The 18506-nt window shown below is 73.2% G+C and carries 16 protein-coding genes and 1 pseudogene; 10 read left to right on the forward strand and 7 right to left on the reverse strand.

Annotation, left to right across the window (positions count from 1 at the left end; translation table 11 throughout):
• Positions 1 to 401 precede the first annotated feature (401 nt).
• The gene (locus ACFWPQ_RS50555; protein WP_384051734.1) at positions 402 to 1826 is read left to right on the forward strand and encodes an MFS transporter; all 1425 of its coding nucleotides are present in this window, start codon (positions 402 to 404) and stop codon (positions 1824 to 1826) included.
• 72 nt (positions 1827 to 1898) lie between these two features.
• A complete protein-coding gene (locus ACFWPQ_RS50560) occupies positions 1899 to 2495 on the forward strand; it encodes a cysteine hydrolase family protein (protein ID WP_384051737.1) in 597 nt (198 codons plus the stop codon).
• 84 nt (positions 2496 to 2579) lie between these two features.
• Here ACFWPQ_RS50560 and ACFWPQ_RS50565 read toward each other — a convergent pair whose 3' ends face one another.
• A complete protein-coding gene (locus ACFWPQ_RS50565) occupies positions 2580 to 3029 on the reverse strand; it encodes a MarR family winged helix-turn-helix transcriptional regulator (RefSeq protein WP_384051740.1) in 450 nt (149 codons plus the stop codon).
• Between the two features lie 84 nt (positions 3030 to 3113).
• Here ACFWPQ_RS50565 and ACFWPQ_RS50570 point away from each other — a divergent pair, with 84 nt between their 5' ends.
• From ACFWPQ_RS50570 to ACFWPQ_RS50585, 4 genes are all read left to right on the forward strand, one after another.
• Entirely contained in the window at positions 3114 to 6014 is a 2901-nt protein-coding gene (locus ACFWPQ_RS50570; RefSeq protein ID WP_384051743.1) for an AAA family ATPase, read from the forward strand.
• Positions 6015 to 6137: 123 nt separating this feature from the next.
• Complete coding sequence (locus tag ACFWPQ_RS50575) at positions 6138 to 6677, forward strand: HdeD family acid-resistance protein (protein ID WP_384051746.1); 540 nt, start codon at positions 6138 to 6140, stop codon at positions 6675 to 6677.
• 86 nt (positions 6678 to 6763) lie between these two features.
• Positions 6764 to 7642: an LLM class F420-dependent oxidoreductase gene (locus tag ACFWPQ_RS50580; RefSeq protein ID WP_384051749.1), complete on the forward strand. Its 879-nt coding sequence runs from the start codon at positions 6764 to 6766 to the stop codon at positions 7640 to 7642.
• A 105-nt stretch (positions 7643 to 7747) separates the two neighbouring features.
• Entirely contained in the window at positions 7748 to 9277 is a 1530-nt protein-coding gene (locus tag ACFWPQ_RS50585) for a GMC family oxidoreductase (RefSeq protein WP_384051752.1), read from the forward strand.
• A gap of 45 nt (positions 9278 to 9322) precedes the next feature.
• Here the strand turns inward: ACFWPQ_RS50585 and ACFWPQ_RS50590 are convergent, their stop codons facing one another.
• The 4 genes from ACFWPQ_RS50590 to ACFWPQ_RS50605 all read right to left on the reverse strand — a co-directional run bounded on the left by ACFWPQ_RS50590 (position 9323) and on the right by ACFWPQ_RS50605 (position 13198).
• Positions 9323 to 10543, reverse strand: coding sequence for a low temperature requirement protein A (locus ACFWPQ_RS50590; protein WP_384051755.1), 1221 nt, complete (start codon positions 10541 to 10543; stop codon positions 9323 to 9325).
• A gap of 121 nt (positions 10544 to 10664) precedes the next feature.
• A complete protein-coding gene (locus ACFWPQ_RS50595) occupies positions 10665 to 11117 on the reverse strand; it encodes a MarR family winged helix-turn-helix transcriptional regulator (RefSeq protein WP_384051758.1) in 453 nt (150 codons plus the stop codon).
• A gap of 109 nt (positions 11118 to 11226) precedes the next feature.
• Complete coding sequence (locus ACFWPQ_RS50600; protein WP_384051761.1) at positions 11227 to 11703, reverse strand: MEKHLA domain-containing protein; 477 nt, start codon at positions 11701 to 11703, stop codon at positions 11227 to 11229.
• 67 nt (positions 11704 to 11770) lie between these two features.
• Positions 11771 to 13198 carry an aldehyde dehydrogenase family protein gene (locus ACFWPQ_RS50605; RefSeq protein ID WP_384051764.1) on the reverse strand — a complete coding sequence of 476 codons (1428 nt, stop codon included), beginning with the start codon at positions 13196 to 13198 and terminating at the stop codon, positions 11771 to 11773.
• Positions 13199 to 13320: 122 nt separating this feature from the next.
• On the opposite strand from ACFWPQ_RS50605, the gene ACFWPQ_RS50610 reads away from it, so the two are divergent.
• Positions 13321 to 13923: a TetR/AcrR family transcriptional regulator gene (locus tag ACFWPQ_RS50610; RefSeq protein ID WP_384051767.1), complete on the forward strand. Its 603-nt coding sequence runs from the start codon at positions 13321 to 13323 to the stop codon at positions 13921 to 13923.
• Between the two features lie 14 nt (positions 13924 to 13937).
• On the opposite strand, the gene ACFWPQ_RS50615 is transcribed toward ACFWPQ_RS50610, so the two are convergent.
• Complete coding sequence (locus ACFWPQ_RS50615) at positions 13938 to 15023, reverse strand: DUF5937 family protein (RefSeq protein WP_384051770.1); 1086 nt, start codon at positions 15021 to 15023, stop codon at positions 13938 to 13940.
• A 99-nt stretch (positions 15024 to 15122) separates the two neighbouring features.
• Here ACFWPQ_RS50615 and ACFWPQ_RS50620 point away from each other — a divergent pair, with 99 nt between their 5' ends.
• Positions 15123 to 16364 (forward strand): MFS transporter, encoded by a 1242-nt coding sequence (locus ACFWPQ_RS50620; protein ID WP_384051773.1) that lies wholly within the window; start codon positions 15123 to 15125, stop codon positions 16362 to 16364.
• An 85-nt stretch (positions 16365 to 16449) separates the two neighbouring features.
• Here the strand turns inward: ACFWPQ_RS50620 and ACFWPQ_RS50625 are convergent, their stop codons facing one another.
• Positions 16450 to 17052: a MarR family winged helix-turn-helix transcriptional regulator gene (locus tag ACFWPQ_RS50625; RefSeq protein ID WP_384051775.1), complete on the reverse strand. Its 603-nt coding sequence runs from the start codon at positions 17050 to 17052 to the stop codon at positions 16450 to 16452.
• 153 nt (positions 17053 to 17205) lie between these two features.
• Here ACFWPQ_RS50625 and ACFWPQ_RS50630 point away from each other — a divergent pair.
• Positions 17206 to 17691, forward strand: a pseudogene (locus ACFWPQ_RS50630) (YceI family protein); the annotation flags it as partial.
• Positions 17692 to 17784: 93 nt separating this feature from the next.
• Positions 17785 to 18387 (forward strand): NAD(P)H:quinone oxidoreductase, encoded by a 603-nt coding sequence (gene wrbA / locus ACFWPQ_RS50635; protein WP_384051776.1) that lies wholly within the window; start codon positions 17785 to 17787, stop codon positions 18385 to 18387.
• The last annotated feature ends 119 nt before the right edge of the window (positions 18388 to 18506 follow it).

The following is an 18506-nucleotide window of genomic DNA, read 5'->3' on the forward strand; positions in this document are numbered from 1 at the left end:
CCGGGCGCTGGAAGGCGAACGTGGGAACAGACATGGGGGTGGCAGTCATGGCTTCCTAAGCGGGAGGAGACAATGGGGGCGGCTCCTGGGCCCGGGTCGGGCCGGTTCCCGACTGTTACCGGTGCGACTGGGGGATGCCGGGAAGAAATCTGGGAACTGACGGAGAGTCAGAGATCAAGGTCGAAAACCGGCCACCACTTCCGCCCCGCATCCCCGCGCCCACTCTGACGTGGCATTTTCCGGCGCTACGGCGCTCCGCACACCCCTCCCGCCTCGCCTCCCGGGATCTCCCGCACAGGAATAGGCAGGCTGCCTGCTATTGTTTGTCAGGCAGCCTGCGTAAATTGCCCGAGCGGTTCCACGCGGGCCCGGCAGCAGCGCGGGAAGGGAGGAGCAGCACCTTGGAAACCACCGCCCACACCACCTCCGTACAGCAGGAGAAGGCTCCGCCGGGCAACCCGTTCGGAGCGGCCTTCGTGACCCCGCTGTACATGGGCGCCGTCCTCAACCCGATCAACAGCTCGGTGATCGCACCCGCCCTGGTGGCGATCGCGGCCGCGATGCACACGTCCGTCGGCGGTACCGCGATCCTGATATCGAGCCTGTACCTGACCAGCGCGATAGCCCAGCCGGCGGCCGGCCGGCTCGCCGAGGAGTTCGGGCCCCGGCGGGTGTTCTTCGCCGGCATCTTCCTGGTGCTGGCGGGCGGGATCCTCGGTGCGGTGGCATGTGACATATCACTGCTGGTCGCGGCCCGCGTGCTCATCGGCGCCGGCACCTCCACCGGCTACCCCTCCGCGATGCTGCTGATCCGCCGCCGGGCCCGGGACGCGGGCCGGTCGGAACCGCCCGGCAGCGTCCTCGGCGGCCTCGCGATCGCGGGCGCCGCCACCGTCGCCGTCGGCCCCGCCGTCGGCGGCCTGCTCATCGGCCGGCTCGGCTGGCAGACCGCCTTCTGGATCAACATCCCCGTCGCGGCCGTCGCCTTCGTCATGGCCGCGGTCTGGATCCCCAGGGACACCGACCGGGTGCGCGGACGCTCGGCGCGCGAGCTCGTCTCCCGCCTCGACCTGGCCGGCATCGCCGGTTTCGGCGGGGCGCTCACCGCACTCCTGGTGTTCCTGTCCTCGCTGCCCGGCCCCGAGTGGCCGGCCCTCGGCGTCTCCGTCCTGATCGCCGGCGTCCTCGTGGTCTGGGAACTGCGCGCCGCCAACCCCTTCCTGAACGTCCGGCTGCTCGCCTCGAACCTCGCGCTCACCCGCACCTACCTGCGCAACGGCCTGACACTGCTGGGTACTTACGTGATCCTCTACGGCCTCACCCAGTGGCTGGAGGCGTCCCGCGGGCTCACCGCCTACCAGTCCGGCCTGGTCCTCGTCCCGATGGGTGTCCTGTCGGCGGTCTCCGCCCGGGTGGTGTCCCGGCGCAGCCGGGTCCGCGCACCGCTGGTCGTCTCGGCGCTGCTCCTGCTGGTGGGCGCCGTCGCCACGCTGTTCCTGGACGGCGGCACGCCGGTGGCCGTGGTGGTCGGGATCACCGCGGTGTTCGGCCTCACCTCGGGCGCCGGCACGGTGGCGAACCAGACGGTGCTGTACCAGGAGGCGCCCGCGGACAGCGTCGGCACCGCCTCGGGGCTGCTGCGCACCTTCGGCTACATCGGCTCCATCGCCTCGGCGGCCATCACCGGCACCGCCTTCCACACCCACGTCGACGACACCGGCCTCCGGCACATCTCCTGGGCGCTGGTCGGCATCGCCGCCGTCGTCCTCGTGATGACGGTCCTCGACCGGCAGCTGGCGCACGCCGACCGGCGGCCCGCCCCCTGACCCCCCCTCCCCCGCCATCCGGCACCGCACCAACCGTCCGGAACCCTCCGGCACGACACGAAAGTCCAGGTCATGACCAGCACCGTCCCGTATCTCGACCCCGCCCGCACCGCCCTGCTCCTGATGGACTTCCAGCCGGCGGTCCTCGCCGCCGTGACCGACCCGGACCAGGCGCTCTCCCGGGCCCACGCGGCCCTGTCCTGGGCCCGCTCGCACGATGTCCAGGTCGTCCACGTCCGGGTCGCCTTCGCCCCGGAGGACTTCGCCGCGATACCCGCGCTGAACAAGGCGTTCGCCGCCGTCGCCGAGAACCGCTTCCTGCCCGACGGCAGCCCGGAGGCCGGACTCCACGAGTCGTTCGAGGTGGCGGAGCGGGACATCACCGTGCGCAAGACCCGGTTCAGCGCCTTCGCCTCGACCACCGACGTGCGCGGGCTGCTGCGCGAGCAGGGCGTCGACACGCTCGTCCTCGCCGGACTGTCCACCGGCGGCGTGGTCCTGACGACCCTTCGGCAGGCCGCCGACGACGACTTCGCCCTCTACCTCCTCAAGGACGCGACCGCCGACCCCGACCCCGAGGTCCACCGCGTCCTGACGGAGAAGGTCTTCCCGCACCAGGCCCACGTCATCGAGACCGACGAACTGCCCGGCCTCACCAAGCCGGCCTGATCCCGGCCGCCCGTCGTCGCCCGTGGGCGGTCACCCCCGCCGGTCTCGCCCCGGCCCCCGGCCCCCGGCCCCCGGCCCCGCCCCTCACCTGCCGCTGTCCGCGATCCTGTTCATGATCGCCGCGGCCTTCAGCAGGGTCTCGCGCTCGTCCGCCCGCAGATGCGTCTCGATCGCCGCGCCGAGCCAGGTCGCCCGGGCCACCGGGATCGTCCCGATCAGCGTGCGTCCCTCGGGCGTCGCGTGGACGAGGGTCTTGCGGGCGTCACCGGGATCCTTGCTGGTACCGACCAGGCCCTCGGCGCGCAGGGCGGCGAGCGTCTCGGCCATCGACTGGCGGCGTACGTGCTCGGCCTGCGCCAGTTCGGTGGCCGTGACCGGGCCCTCCTCGACGATGCGGGCCAGCGTCGTCAGCTGCGACCAGTTCCACCGCCGGTCGCTGGGCGCCGACTCGGTGCGCAGCCGGGCGCGCAGCCGGGTCATCGCCTTCATCAACTCGGCGGCGACCTCGGCCTCGGGGCTCGGGTCACTCGTCATCCGCCCACCATACCCAGCGCTCACCTCGCCCTTTACGCAACTGTTTGCGCCGTCAAGCATTTTGGGGAGGCTATATTCAGACCTGTGAGCACCTCCGAGAGGCGTCGTCATACCGAGGAGCCGCCCCGATCACCCTCGGGCGAGGACCGGCTGCGGGGGCGCAAGGCAGAGCTGGAACTGATCGACTCCCTGCTCGCCGGTCCCGGCCGGGGCAGCTCCGGCCTCCTGCTGCACGGCGAGCCGGGGGTGGGCAAGACCGCGCTCCTGGACGCCGCCGCGACCCGGGCCACGGCGCTCGGGATGCGGGTGCTGCGCGCCGCCGGTGTCCAGTCCGAGGCCCGGATCCCGTACTCGGCGCTGCACCAGCTGCTGTACCCGGTGCGGCACGACGCGGACCGGCTCGGCGGGCACCACCGGGACGCCCTCCACCAGGTCTTCGACCTCACCCGGCCGCCGGCCCCGGAACCGCTGGTGTCGACGGCGGTGCTCGCCCTCCTGGAGCTGACCACCGCCGAGCGCGGCCTGCTGATGATCACCGACGACGTGGCGTGGTTCGACGAGGCCAGCGCGGCCGTCGTGGGATTCGTCGTACGGCGCATCGCGGACGCCCCGATCGTCTTCCTGGCCGCCTCGCGGACCGGCACCGAGGATCTCTTCCGGCGGTCCGGGCTGCCCGAGCGCAAGGTCGAGTCGCTGGACACCGGAGGGTCCGGCGCCGTCCTGGACGCGCACGCGCCCGGGCTGGCGCCCGCCGTGCGCCGGCGGCTGCTGGCGGAGGCGGACGGCAACCCGCTCGCGCTCCGGGAGTTGCCCGCGGCGCTGACCGACCGGCAGCTCTGCGGCCAGGACCCGCTCCCCGACCGGCTGCCGCTGTCCCGGCGGCTGGCGGCCACCTGCGCCGGACTGCTCGCGGAGCTGCCCGCCCCCACCCGCACGCTGATGCTGCTGGCGGCCCTGGACGCCGACGCCGGGGTCACCACCCTGCGTGTCGCGGCGCGGGGGTCGGCCGACATCGACGACCTGGTCCCGGCCGAGCGGGCCGGTCTGGTCCTCGCGCCCGCGGCCGGCCGCGGTCTCTCCTTCTGCCACCCGCTGATCGGCACGGCCGTGGTGGACCTGGCCGCGCCGAGCGACCGCCGGGCCGCGCACGAGGCGCTGGCCGCCGCCCTGGCCGACGATCCCGAGCGCCGTGCCTGGCACCTCGCGGAGGCCACGACCGGGCCCGACGAGTCGGTGGCGCGGGCACTGGACGAGGCGGCGCTGACCGCCTGGCGGCGCGGCGGCGCCGCCCCCGCCGAGCTGCCCGCGCCGGTCGGTGCGCTGGTCGCCGACCGGCGCCGGACCGCCGCGTCCACCGCGGTCACGGCGCTGGTGCGCGCCGGCGAGCTCAGTCCGCACCCGGTCGACCGCTCCCGGCGGCTGGTCGAGGCCGCCTTCCTCGCCACCATGACCGGCCAACTCGACCAGGTGAACCGGCTGCTGGCCGACGCCGGCCAGACCCCGGACACCCCGACCGGCCTGGTCTTCGCCGCCACCGCCCACCTCCTCACCCATGACGACGGCGACGTCGACGCCGCCTACCGGCTGCTGGCGCGGGCCCTCGACGACGTCACGGGCAAGGCCACGAAGGGCGACTGGGACCGCCTCGGGATCCTGTACACCCTGCTGCTGGTCAGCCTCTACACCCTCAGACCCGAGCCGTGGAAGCTGCTCGACACCGCGATGGCCCGGTTCCCCCCGGAGGCGGTCACGCCGTTCCGGCTCTGCTACGACGCGTACGTCGACCCCACCCGCAGGTCCGAGTCGATCCGGGAGGGGCTCGCGGACGCGTTCGCGGAGCTGCCCACGGACGCGGCCCCCTGGCAGATCGTGCCGCTGGGGTTCGCCGCCGTCGCCATGGACGCCCTCGCCGACTACCGCTGTCTGCTGGTGCGCATGACGGAACGGGAACGCGACGGCGGTGCGATCGGCATGGTGATCCCGGCACTGCTGCTGCTCTGCCAGGACTCCTATGTACACGGGCAGTGGGACGAGGCGGAGCGGCTCGCGCAGGAGGGGCTGGACCTGGCGACGGCCTACGGCTACCAGTTCTGGGAACGGCAGTTGCGGGCCGTGCTGGCCTCGGGCGCGGCGCTGCGCGGCAACGCCGACCTCGCCCGCAGCCGCAGTGAGGAGACCACCTCCTGGGCGGCGCCCCGGGGCATGGAGGTGACCGAGGGGTACGCGCGGTCGGCGCGCAACCTCGTGGCCATCGGCCAGGGCGACTACGAGGAGGCGCTCGTCCAGGCGGCGCGGATCGGCCCGCACGGTGCCCCCACCCCCGGTGTGCCGGGCCGGTGGATGGTGCTGGACTTCGTGGAGGCGGCGGTCCGCACCGGGCGCCTGGCGGACGCCCGGGCGCATGTCCGCGCCGCCCAGGAGGCCGGCCTGCCGCGGATCGGGCCCCGGATCGAGCTGATCACCGCGGGGGCCGCGGCCGTGGCCGCCGACGACGCGCAGGCCGCCGGGCTGTTCGAGGCCGCCCTGGCCCTTCCTGACGCCTCCCGCTGGCCCTGGGACTACGCGCGCATCCGGTTCGCGTACGGCCAGTGGCTGCGCCGTACCCACGACATGGCCGGAGCCCGGGTGCAACTGGGCGCGGCCCTGGAGACGTTCGACCTGATCGGCGCCGCGATGATGGCGCAGCGGGCCGCGGCCGAGCTGCGCGCGACCGGTGTCTCCGTCACCGCCCGGGCCGACGCGGCGGCCGAGCCGCTGACCGCCCAGGAGCGGCAGATCGCCGAACTCGCGGCGACGGGCCTGAGCAACAAGCAGATCGGCGAGCGGCTGTTCCTGTCGCACCGCACGGTCGGCTCGCACCTGTACCGCGTCTACCCCAAGCTGGGGATCACCTCGCGGGCCGCTCTCCGCGGCGCGCTGGAGGCGATGGCCGGCACGGAGGAGGCCGGGCGCCAGGGGGACGAAGACCGGCCGATCGGGCAGTAACGGAATGAGTCGAATGACCGATCACACGGGGCCGTCGCGCCGCTAGCCTTCGTGCCCGTCATCGCGGTTTTCCGGGCCGGGGTGGAAGTCGGCGCCACGGCACGCTCGTTCACGGAGGTCACCTTGCTCAGTTCGCCCAACGCGCTGCTCTGGCGCGGCCTGCTGGCCGTCGTCATCGGCATCGTCTCCGTCTCCTGGCCGGGCATCACCGTCGGCGCGTTCGTCGTCCTCTTCGCCATATACGCGTTCATGTACGCGGCGATGGACGGGGTCCGCGCCTTCAGCAGCGACCGGGTGGGTCCGGTCCTGGGGTGGCTGCTGCTGGCCGTGCTGTCGGTCGTGGCCGGCGTCAGCTCCCTGGCCTGGCCGGGCATCACGGCCCTGGTGCTCACCCTCTGGGTCGCCGCGTGGGCCCTGACGACGGGTGCCATGGAGGTCGCCCTGGCCTTCCTGCGCGGTGAGACGGCAGGTGAGCGCGCCCTGTTCCTGCTGACCGGCCTCGTGTCGGTCGCGCTCGGGTTCGTGCTGTTCGTGCGCCCGGACATCGGTGCGGTCTCGCTCGCCACCGTCTTCGGTCTCTTCAGCATCGTGCACGGGATCTCGGCGGTCTTCGCCTCGTCGGAGGTGCGCCGCCGGAACCGGCCGCAGCCGCTCGGGGGCTGACCGGCCGCCCGATTTCCTTGCTTGACAAAGCACATACTGGTCCCGGCATACTCGATGGCGACAGGTTCGGATCACGGAAGGCCCGCATGAACCTAGGCATCGCCATCGCGGATTTCACCCAGCCCGGCGGCCCGGCGGGCATCGCACGTCATGTGGCCCGGCTCGCCCGCAGCGCGGAGGAGTTCGGGTTCCGCCGGATCGCCGTCATGGACCACCTGTTCCAGATCGGGATCGTGGGCGCCTCCGAGCAGGAGATGCTGGAGGCGTACACGACCCTGGGCTATCTGGCCGCGGCCACCGAGCGGGCGGAGCTGCTCGCCCTGGTGACCTCGGCCGGATACCGCGAACCCGGACTGCTGGCCAAGATGATCACCACGCTCGACGTGCTCTCCGAAGGTCGCGCCGCCCTGGGCATCGGGATCGGCGCCGGCTTCAACCTCGCCGAGGCGCGCGGGCTCGGACTGCCGTTCCCGCCGGTCGCGGAGCGGTTCGAGCGGCTGGAGGAGACGCTGCGGATCTGCCTGCAGATGTGGAGCGACGACGAGAAGCCCTTCGAAGGCCGCCACTACCGGCTCGAACGCACCCTCAACTCCCCCCGCACCGTGCGGCGTCCGCACCCGCCGATCCTGATCGGCGGCTCCGGCGAGCAGAAGACGCTGCGGCTCGTCGCGGAGTACGCGGACGCCTGCAACCTCTTCCACGGCCCGGACCTGCCGCACAAGCTCGACGTGCTCCGGCGGCACTGCGACCGGGCCGGGCGCGACTACGCCGAGATCGAGAAGACGGTCCTGCTCCCCCTCGACCCCGGAGCGCACGGCGAGCGGATCCCCGCCCTGCTCGCGGAGTTGCGGCGGCTGGCCGACATCGGCATCGACCACGTCATCGGCCCGGTGCGCGGCGCCGACCAGCACGCCGCGCTGCGGCTGCTGGGCGAGCGCGTGGTGCCGGAAGCGATGCGGATCTGACCGGGCCCACCATGACGACACCGACACCGACACTGATTCCGATTCCGATTCCGAGCATTTTATTTGCTTGCCAAAGCACAGAACAATGCTGAAGGAGAGACGCAGATGAGCACCCCGAGCGAACACCCCGCGGCGCACGAGGCCGACGTCGTCATCGTCGGCGGCGGCTCCGCGGGCGCCGTACTCGCCGCCCGGCTCACCGAGGATCCGCGGCGCACGGTCCTGCTGGTCGAGGCGGGCCCCGACTACCCCGCCGACCGGGTCCCCGAGGGGCTGCTGACCCCGCACCTGCTGGCCGACCCCGACCACGACTGGGGTTACACCGCGCGCGCCACCGACCGCGCCCCGAGCATCGCCGCACCGCGCGGCCGGGCCATGGGCGGCAGTTCCGCGGTGAACGCCGGTGTGGCGATCCGGGCGCGGGCCACGGACTTCGCCGCGTGGGCGGAGCGCTACGGGATCAAGGGCTGGTCCTACGACGAGGTCCTGCCGGTCTTCCGGGACATGGAGAACACCCCCGCCGGCGACCCCGCCCACCACGGCCGCACCGGCCCCTTCCCCGTCCGGCAGTGGGCCTACGCGGAACTCACCTCGCCCATGCGGGCGTTCGTGGACAGCGCGGCGGGCCTCGGCTTCCGGCGCAACGACGACTTCAACGGCGAGCGCCAGGACGGCGCCGGCGCCTACCCGGTGAACATCGTGGACGGGGTGCGCCAGAGCACCGCCCTGGCGTATCTGACGCCGCGGGTGCGCAGCCGCCCCAACCTGACCGTGTTCAGCGACGTCACGATCGACCGGGTGCTGGTCGAGGACGGCAGGGCGCGTGGTGTCGTCAGCGCGTCGGGCACGGTCTTCCGGGCCGGCGAGGTGGTGCTCAGCGCCGGCTCGTACGGCAGCCCGGCCATCCTGCTGCGCTCCGGCGTCGGTCCGGCCGCGGACCTGCGGGGCCTCGGCATCGAGGTGGTCGCCGACCTGCCCGTCGGCCGCCGGCTCCAGGACCACCCCTTCTTCCACTCGCTGTTCGCGCTCGCGCCCGAGCACCAGACGATGACGTCCGCCTTCGCCGCCCACCTCTGGTTCGCCTCGCGCGAGGCGAGCCCCGGTGAACTGGACCTCGCCGTCGTCGGCACCCAGTTGCTGGACGGCTCGTTCAGTCCGACCGGCGGGGCGATGGTCCTCGCGGCGGCCGTCACCCGGCCGGAGTCGCGCGGTTCGGTGCGGCTGGCCGGCCGTGACCCGTACGACGCCCCGGTCATCGACGACAACTACCTCGCGACGGACCGGGACCGCCGCCGGATGCTGGAGGCCGTGCGGCTGGTCCGCCGCCTCGCGGGCAGCGCGCCGCTCGCCGGTGCGGTGGCGGCCGAACTGGTGCCGGGCTCGGCCGTGGACGACGACGGGCTGGCGGCGGCGATCGAGAGCGGCATCGCCACCTACGGGCATCCGACGTCGACGGTGCCGATGGGCGGGCCCGAGGACCGGTGGGCCGTCGTGGACGAGTCCGGCGCGGTCAGGGGGCTGGCGGGGCTGCGGGTGGTGGACGCCTCGATCATGCCCGAGGTGCCGTCGACGGTGACCAACGCCACCACCATCATGATCGCGGAGCTCATCGCCCGGCGCGTGTACGGGAGTTGAGGGCGCCGGTGCTCCCCGGGGCCGGTCCTGGCCGCGGGCGTCCGGTCAGAGCACCGCCGTCTCGTCCCGGCCCAGCCGGTGGACCACGGCGAGGCCCCACGGGATGCCGAGGAGCACGACGAGCCCGAGCCCGAGGTACAGCGGCGCGGGCCGGGCGGCGCCGAGGGCCACGGCCGCGAGGGCCACGACGACGCTGGTGCGGGCGAGCGGCCGGTAGAGCGCGCGCTCGTCCTGCCAGGCCTCCAGGCCGGTCGCGATCACCATCGTCGTCACCAGGACGACGGCCACGCCCGCACTCAGCAGCCAGGCCGTGGCGGCGGGCGTCCGGTCGGCGTGGGCGTGCTCGACCAGGCCGACCATCGCGGCGCCCATGGCGGTCACCGCGGCCGTCAGCGGGAGATGGACGAGCATCCACGACAGGGTCACCGCACGGGTGCTCCGGGGCCGGCGGTGCCCGGCGAAGTCGAAGTACGTCCACCACGCGCCGAATCCGACCACCACCGCGACGAGCCCGACCGCGAGGCCCATGGCGGAGGTCGACTCCTCGGCCAGCCCGTTCACGACGCCCGTGACGGTCTCGCCGAGCACGATGATGATGAGCAGTCCGAACCGCTCGATGAGCGAGTCGGTGGGGGCGAGCGACGACGCCTGGGTCGGCGGCGTCACGCCGATCACCACCGCGAACCCCACGAGATAGGCGACGTCCAGCACTCCCCAGGTGAGCAAGCGGGTGTCGGCCGGCAGCGGGGCGCTCGCGAGGAGGACGGCCGCGCAGACCGCCGTCCCGGACACGTAGAGCAGGCTGGGGGTGCGGTACTCCGCGGGGCTGCCGCGTCCGGCCAGCAGCCAGAGCACGGCCAGCACGGCGAACAGGACGCCCCCGGCGACGGCGAAACGGCCGCCGTTCTCGCCGCCCGCCGCGGGGATGAACGCTCCCAGCGGGACGAGGACGAGGATCTGCGCCAGGAACAGACTGCGGCCCCGGGCATCGTCGTGACCGTGCAGATCGTGGTGGAGGGTGCCGTTCAGCCAGGCGATCCACACCAGCGCGAACACCACCGCGAACTCGGCGAGGCCGTGCCAGGTGAGATGCCCCGCCAGGTGGTGTGCCGCCTGGGCCACCAGGACGACCACGACGAGGTCGTAGAAGAGCTCCAGGGGGCCGACCACCCGGTGCCGGGGCTGTGCGCCGTGGGCGCGCGGCGGCCGCCACAACCGGCCCAGCAGCCGGGCCCGGCTCTCCCGTTTCTCCGGTCGCGAGGTCATGCCGGCCGTCTCCGCCGAGGTCGCTCCCGCATCGCTTCTTCCCGGGTCGTGGTCCGGCCGGAGCCGCACAGGGCCACTGTTTGACGCTTGTATATTAGCGGGGCAGCCGATGCCGCGGAGTTCAGTCGAGCTTCTCGACGACCGCTTCGAACTGCCGCACCATGGCGGGCACCGACCGGCCGTCGAGCAGGTCCACGACCCGCTTGCGGGCACTCGCCAGGTGCACGGGGTAGGCGTCCCGGAGCCGCTTCAGCCCCTCCGGGGTGAGGGTCGCGACGTTGCCGCGGGCGTCCCCCTCGTAGCGCCGCTTGACGACCTGGCCGCGGCTCTGCAGCGCGTCCACGACCCGGGTGATGCGGCTGGCCGAGAGGGCGGCGGCCGAGGCGAGGTCCGTCATGCGGAGTTCCTGGTTCTCGGCCTCGGAGAGGTTCATCAGGACGACGTACTCGGTGAGCGTGAGCCCGGTGGAGCGCAGCAGGTCGTCGTCGAGCGAGCGCGGCAGCGCGACGATGACGCGCATCAGGGCGCGCCAGAAGCGTTCTTCCTGGGCGGTCAACGGCTCTTCTGCGCTCATTTGAGCAGAATAGCGTGCTCAAGCAAGGAATCTCAACCCGATCTCCGCCTTCCGGTCCACGTCAGGGACTGTTCGGCGGCTCGGCCGGACAGCCCCCCGACCGAGCCGCTCAGGCCTCGCTCCAGGAACGGAACACCGCCGCCTGGCCGTGGCAGGTGCCGTCCGCCTCAAGGAGGTTCCACATGGTGACGTCCTCTATCCAGAACCTCCGGCCGGACCCGGCTGTCCGCAGCCCCCGGTAGCCGGAGGCGTGTCCGCGGGCGGCCACCGAGTGCACGAAGGCGTCCCGGTCGCCCTGCGCGTCCGGGTCGGCGGACAGCCGGGACGGGAGCCGTACGAACTCCTCCCACGGGTACTCGAAGCACTTCTGGGCGGTGGTGTTCGCGTAGACGAAGACCGGATCCGGCCCGGCGCCGTGCGCGAGCAGCCCGAAGGGTGCGCTTCCGTAGAGCCAGCGGGCCGCCTCCCCGTCGTCCTGGAACCCGGTGGGGCACAGCGGAGCGCCGGTCAGCCGCTCGTGGCTGGAGAGCAGAAGCCGCGCGAAGGCCGGGCCCCGGCTGTGCTCCGCGTCGTAGGCCGTGACCATCGGTGTCCGCCTTTCGTCGAATGCCGAAAGGATGGTTCCAGAACGGGTACGGCCGCCGACCGCCGGGTCACCACACCTGCTGGTCCTCCTGGAGGCGGACGGCCACGAACTTGGTCTGGGTGTAGTGGTGCAGCGCCTCCAGGCCCTTCTCGCGGCCGTACCCGCTGTTCTTGTAGCCGCCGAACGGGCCCTCGACCATCATGCCGGGCGGGTAGGCGTTGACGTAGACCTGCCCGGCCTGCAGGCGCGCGGCGACGCGGTGGGCGCGAGTCACGTCGGCGGTCCAGAGGGCGGCGGCCAGGCCGTAGTCGGAGTCGTTGGCGAGGGCCACCGCCTCCTCCTCGTCCTCGAAGCGCAGCACGGCGAGCACGGGGCCGAAGATCTCCTCGCGGGCGATGCGCATGCCGGGGGTGACGTCGGTGTAGATGGTCGGCTCGAACACCCAGCCCTCCCCGGTCGGCCGGCCGCCGGTGAGGAGGGTGGCACCCTCCTGCTCGGCGATCTTGAAGTACTCGTTGACCTTGTCGTACTGGGCGCGGGTGATCGCCGGCCCGTAGGTCTCCCCCGGCGTGATGTGGGTCAGCACGGTCTGCAGGGCCGCGACGAACTGGTCGTGGATCCGCGCGTCGACCAGCAGCCGGGTGCCCGCCATGCAGGACTGGCCGCCGTTGGGCAGGAACGCCTCGACGGCGCCCTGGGCGGCCTTGGCGAGGTCGGCGTCCGCGAAGACGACGTTGGCCGACTTGCCGCCCAGCTCCAGCGTGAGCGGGATGATGCGGTCCGCGGCGATCCGGCCGATCTCGCGGGCGGCGCGGACCGATCCGGTGAACGCCACCTTGCGGACCCCGGGATGGCCGACGAGCGCCGCGCCCACGGTGTCCCCCATGCCGGTGACGACGTTCAGCACGCCGTCGGGCAGACCGCACTCGGTGGCGATGCGGGCCAGCCGGAGCGTGCTGGCCGAGGTGAACTCGGACGGCTTGACCACCACGGCGTTGCCGGCCGCGAGGGCCGGGGCGATGGAGCGGGCGGCCTGGTTCAGGGGCGCGTTCCACGGCGTGATGACACCGACCACGCCGAGCGGCTCGCGCCGGGTGTACGCGTGGAAGGCCGGACCTATGTTCACCACCTCGCCGCCGGGCAGGTCGACCAGGCCGGCGTAGTACTCGAAGTAGCGGGCGGCGCCCTCCACCTCCAGCGGGGACTGCCAGGCGGGCTTGCCGGTCTCGGCCGACTCCAGCTCCGCCAGGACGGCGGCCTCGTCCCGCAGCCGTTCCGCGACGGCGGCCAGAAGCCGCCCCCGTTCCACCGGCTGCCGGTTCCACCAGCCGTCGACCGCCCCGGCCGCCGCCCCGACGGCCCGCGCCACGTCGGCGGCGTCGCCGAGGGCGATCTCGTGCAGGACCTCGTCCTGTCCGGGAGAGGTGGACGGCAGCCAGCGATCTGATGCCGGGTCGGTTTCCACGCCTGCGATCCAGTGGCCGTAGCGCTTCATCGGCGCGCTCCTCATGAAGAGTGATGGGATGAACCAGGGAGTGAATGAATCTTCATTCACTCCGCACCCTACCCCTCCGCCTTGACAAGATCGAGTGACTGAACGAAGTTTCACTGGTGACCATGCCCCCCGCTGCGACGGCCGACGAGACGCCCCTGCGCCGCAAAGTGCTGGACGCCGCGCTGGAGTTGTTCGACGAGCGCACCTGGGACGGCACCAACGTGCCGGAGATCGCCGCTCGCGCCGGGGTCGCGGTGGGCACGATCTACCGCTACTTCCCCAACAAGCAGGCGCTGGGCGAGGCGGTCTTCACCGAGGCGAAGACCGCGTTCGCCGACACCGTGGTCACCGACGCCGTACGCGCGGCCGATCCGGCGACCGCGATCGGCCTGATCTGGCAGCACCAGGTCGCGTTCGCCCTGGCCTACCCCCAGGCGTTCTCGTTCCTCGAACACCAGGTGCACGGCTCGTACCTGCGGCCGCAGGCGTACGAGGCCTCCGACCGGCTCAACGCCGAACTCGTGGCGATCCTGCGAGCGGCACAGCAGGCCGGTGCCGTCCGCGCCGGTGATCCGCAGGTGCTGCTCTCGATGGCGTTCGGCGCCTTCGTCGGCGTCACCAAGCACTCTCGCGCCTCGGGGGTCCCCCTGGGCGAGTACGACCTGGAGGGCGTCCGGGAGGCCGTGATGAGCCTGATCGGACTCACCGAGCCCGGCGCCGCCTAGGTTCCCCGGACCGCTCAGCGCAGTACGGCCGCCAGCAGATCGGCTCCCAGCGCCGTCAGGTCGGGGAGGTTGAGGGTGTAGCGGACGTAACGACCGTGCCGCCGGGTCGTGAGCAGGCCCGCGCGGCGCAGGACGGCGAGGTGGCGGGAGACCTCCGGCGGTGAGAGTTCCCAGGCGTGGGCCAGCTCGCCGGTGGTGTGCGGGCCGCGGGCCAGGGTGCGCAGCAGCCGCAGCCGTACCGGATGCGCGAGCGCCTCCAGCCGCAGCGTGACCGTCTCCAGCGACACCGGCTCCGACGGTGTCGGCTCGGCGACGGGGTACTGCACCACCGGCTGCCACCCGGGCGCGTAGACCGCCACCAGGTGCGGGCGGCCGAAGACGCTGGGCACGAAGGTGACCCCGGTGCCGTGGGCGGCGGTCGCACTGTCCTGCAGCTTGTCCACGATGATGCAGTCGCCGTCCGGCGCCAGGGTCACGGCGCCGGAGACCGACGCGAGCGCCGCTCCGATGCCCTGACGCTTGAGCAGGTCGTTCTTCAGGCGCAGGTCGGTGGCGAGTTGCACGGCGACGCCCGTCCAGGCGGCGTCGAAGAAGGCCTCTGCGCACTGTTCGAGGGTGTCGCGCACCCGCGCCCGCACGGCGGCCGGGTCCGCGAGCAGCCGTTCCGCGAAGGCCTCCTGGAGCGCGCCGCGGGCCTGGGCCAGGTCCAGGGCCCGCTCCCGCGCCGCCGCGTCGGCGAGCGGCGACGGGGCGGCGAAGTGGATCCGGTTGCTGCCGCACGTGGTGGTGAGCGCGGCGGTCACATAGGTTTCGTCGTCGATCCGGTCCACGTCGTCCAACTCCTCGGCGAGGGTGGGCCGGGGACGGGCCGGGACCAGGAAGTCGGCGCGTGAGGAACGCCAGAGGAACTCCGCCTCCCTGAGCCGCTCGGCCAGCTCGGGCCGCAGCCCCGCCCAGACGTCCCCGGCCCAGCCTGCGAGCTGCGGGTGATGCCCGGGTTCGGCCAGCACGTGCAGCATCGCGGTCAGTTCGGCCAGCGGGGAGGCGGCGAACCGCAGCCGCCCGGACGGCAGGCCGCCGATGTCGATCCTCAGCGTCATCCCCTCATCATCGCTGGCCGGACGGCCGGCGACCGCGTCGATTGACGGTGTCCGTCAACCCACATGGCCGGCCCGGCGGGCGACCGCACCGTTGACGCCATGACAACCACCGTCAATGTCCAGCCGCGCGCCCTCGTCCATGCCTCCGGAGGCCCCCGCTATGCCGTCGCCCTGGCCGTGGACGCGCTCGGCACCGGACTGCTGCGGCCCTTTCTGCTGCTCTACGGGGTGACGGTGCTGAATCTGTCCGCGCCGGCCACCGGCATCGCCATGACGGCCGGCGTCGTCGTGGGTCTGGCCTGCATGCCGGCGGTCGGCCGATGGCTGGACCGGGGCGCACGCAGCACGGTCGTGGCGGCGTCGATGCTGGTCCGGGTGGTGGGCGTGGCGCTGCTGCTGGCCACGCCGGCGGGGCACGTCCGGCTGTTCGCGACGGCGGCACTCTTCCTCGGCATCGGCAACCAGGCATGGCCGGCCGCCCATGCGGCCCTCGTGGCCACGGTCGCCCACGGCCGCGAGCGCGACGCCGCGCTCGCGGCGGGCCGCGCGCTGCGCAACGCCGGCCTGGGGGTGGGCGCCCTCCTCGCCACCGCGTGCCTGGCGGGCGGCACCACCGCACTGCGGGCGCTGGCAGCCGTCACCGGGCTCGCCTACCTCGCCGCCGCAGCCCTGGCATGGTCGGTCCACCTGCACACGCAGCCGGCCGCCGCTCCGCCCGAGGACGGGGCCGGCGCACCCGCACCCCGGATGCGCGCGCTGCTGGCCGCCAACGTGATCTACGCCTTCTGCCTCAACGTCACCGAAGTCGCGCTCCCCCTCGTCCTGGTGACACAGCTGCACGCGTCCCCGATGTGGTCGGCAGCCATCTTCGTGACGAACACGGTGCTGGTGGTCACCCTGCAGGTGCCGGTCACCGTGCTGCTGTCCCGCTTCTCCCGGCGGACCGTGCTGGCCCTCGCCGGCGTGGTGGTCGCCGTGTCCTACCTCGGCTTCCTCGCGGCCACCTCACCCGGACACGGCTGGAGCGCCCCGGCCGTCGCCGCGGTGGCGGTGGTCTGCACGATCGGCGAGATCATCTACGCCGGCAGCGCCACCGCGCTCGTCACCGCCCTCGCCCCGGCCCATGTCCTGGGCCGCGCCCTCGCCCGCTTCCAGCTCTCCACGGGCTTCGGCCTCGCTGTCTCCCCCGCGGTCATCACCGCTCTCGCCTCCCACGGCCCGGCCGCCCTCTGGGGCAGCCTCGCCGCCGCGACGCTCCTCTCCGCCACCGCCGTCGCCGCCGAGAACGACCGGGGAACGCGGCTCAGCCGTGGCCGCCGCCGGGCGCGAGCAGGCTCGTGAACCCGGCGATCGCCGCGGGGGACGACGTGAAGCGGCCCTGGTCCGGGCACCCTTGGCCCTGACCGGGCACCGCTCCCCGCTCGGGTCAGACGACTGCCGTGCGGTAGCCGGCGACGTCCGGCCGGCGCGGGGGCTCCTCGCCGCATCCGGCGCCTTCCCCGGCCACGGGGCGCTCCTGCCGCCCGGGGCGCTCCCGGTGCCCCGGGCCGCGTTCGCAGGGGGAGGCGAGCGGGTCGGCGACCGACTTCATCTGCTCGGCCAGCCGCTGGACCAGGGCGGGGTCGAGCTGGTCCATGACGCGTCTGCGCGCGCTGGCCAGATGCGCCGGATAGGCAGCGGCCAGCCGCAGCAGGCCGGCGTCGGTCAGTTCGGCCACGTACCCGCGGGCGTCCGTGCAGTGCCGCCGCTTGGTCACCAGGCCCTGGTCCCGGAGGTTCTCCACCACCCTGGTGATGCGGCTCGCGGACAGCGCCGCCGCCGTGGCCAGTTCGGTCATGCGCATGCTGTTTCCGTCGGCCTCGGAGAGGTTGGCCAGGACGATGTACTGCGTGAGCGACAGGCCCGTGGCACAGAGCAGGTCCTCGTCGAGCGCCCGGGGCAGGGCCACCAGCATCCGCTGCAGCGCACGCCAGAGGCGTTCCTCGTCGTCGTTCAGCGGATACGTGGGCTCCGGTGACTGCGGTGACACGCGCTGACCTCCCTTCCTTGTCCGGCCCTTACCACTGAAGCACAGGATTACTTGCTTGACAAAGCATTTCGATGGCGCCAGGATACTTGCCAAGGCAAGCAACAGCGTCGCAGCGGACCAGCCGCGCGACGCCAACCGAGAGGCCGGAAAGGCATGAGCGTCGAACTGCCCCCCGCGGGGACCTACACGGTCGATCCCGAGCGGTCGTCCATCGGCTTCACCACGCGGCACATGTTCGGTCTGGGCAAGGTGAACGGCACCTTCCGGGTGGAGTCGGCGAGCATCACGGTCGCCGAGCCGGTCACCCGGTCGACCGCGCACGCCGTGATCGAGGCGGGCAGTTTCCACACCGGGACGCCACGCCGTGACGAGCACGTGCGCTCCGCGGCGTTTCTCCACGCGGAGCGCCACCCCGAGATCCGGTTCGAGTCGGCCGGGGTGGCCCGCGGTGCGGGCGGCGCCTGGGTCGTCGAGGGTCACCTGACCGTCCGCGGGCACCGCGCACCGGTCGAGCTGACGGTGGACTCCCTGTCCGTCGAGAACGGCTCCCTGAAGATCTCGGCCTCGGCGACCGTCGACCGGTACCGCCACGGGCTGACCGCGGCGAAGGGGCTCGCGGCGCGTCAGCTGCGGCTCACCCTGTCCGCCACCGCCCACCCCGCGGCGTCCGCCGCCCAGCAGACCGAGACGGCGTCCGCCGTCGAGAGCGCAGCACAGCGAGAGGAACTCCCCATGTCTCCCAAGATCGCGGTCATCTACTACTCGTCGACCGGTACCGTCCACGAGCTGGCGGAGGCCGTGGCCGACGGCGCCCGCAAGGAGGGTGCGGAGGTACGGCTGCTGCGCGTCTCCGAGCTCGCGCCCGAGGAGGCCATCGCGAGCAACGACGCCTGGTCGGCGCATGCCACGGCCACCAGGGACATCCCGATCGCCACCCCGGCCGACATCGAGTGGGCCGACGCCGTCGTCTTCGGCACCCCGACCCGGTTCGGCAACATCGCCAGCCAGCTGAAGCAGTTCATCGACACGCTGGGCGGGCTGTGGGCCCAGGGCAAGCTGGCCGACAAGGTCTACAGCGGCTTCACCGCCACGGCCACCGCGCACGGCGGCCAGGAGTCCACGCTGCTCGCGCTCTACAACTCCGTCCACCACTTCGGCGGCATCCTCGTCACCCCGGGCTACACCGACCCGGTGAAGTTCGTGGACGGCAACCCCTACGGCACCAGCCACGTCAACGGCCAGGGCGCGATCCCCGTCGACGACACCGCCCGCGCCGCCGCCGTCTACCAGGGCAAGCGGGTGGCCGCCATCACCGCGCGCTTCACGGCCGCGTAACCGACGACCGACGAGGGCCGCGCAGCGGACGGCCCACCGGAGACGGCCGTGTGCCCGGCGGCAGGGGGCGTGACGCCGGCCCCCCCGGCCGAAACGACGGCGCCCGCCCCCCCCCCCCC

Source organism: Streptomyces sp. NPDC058464, from assembly GCF_042721035.1.
Classification (GTDB): Bacteria; Actinomycetota; Actinomycetes; order Streptomycetales; family Streptomycetaceae; genus Streptomyces.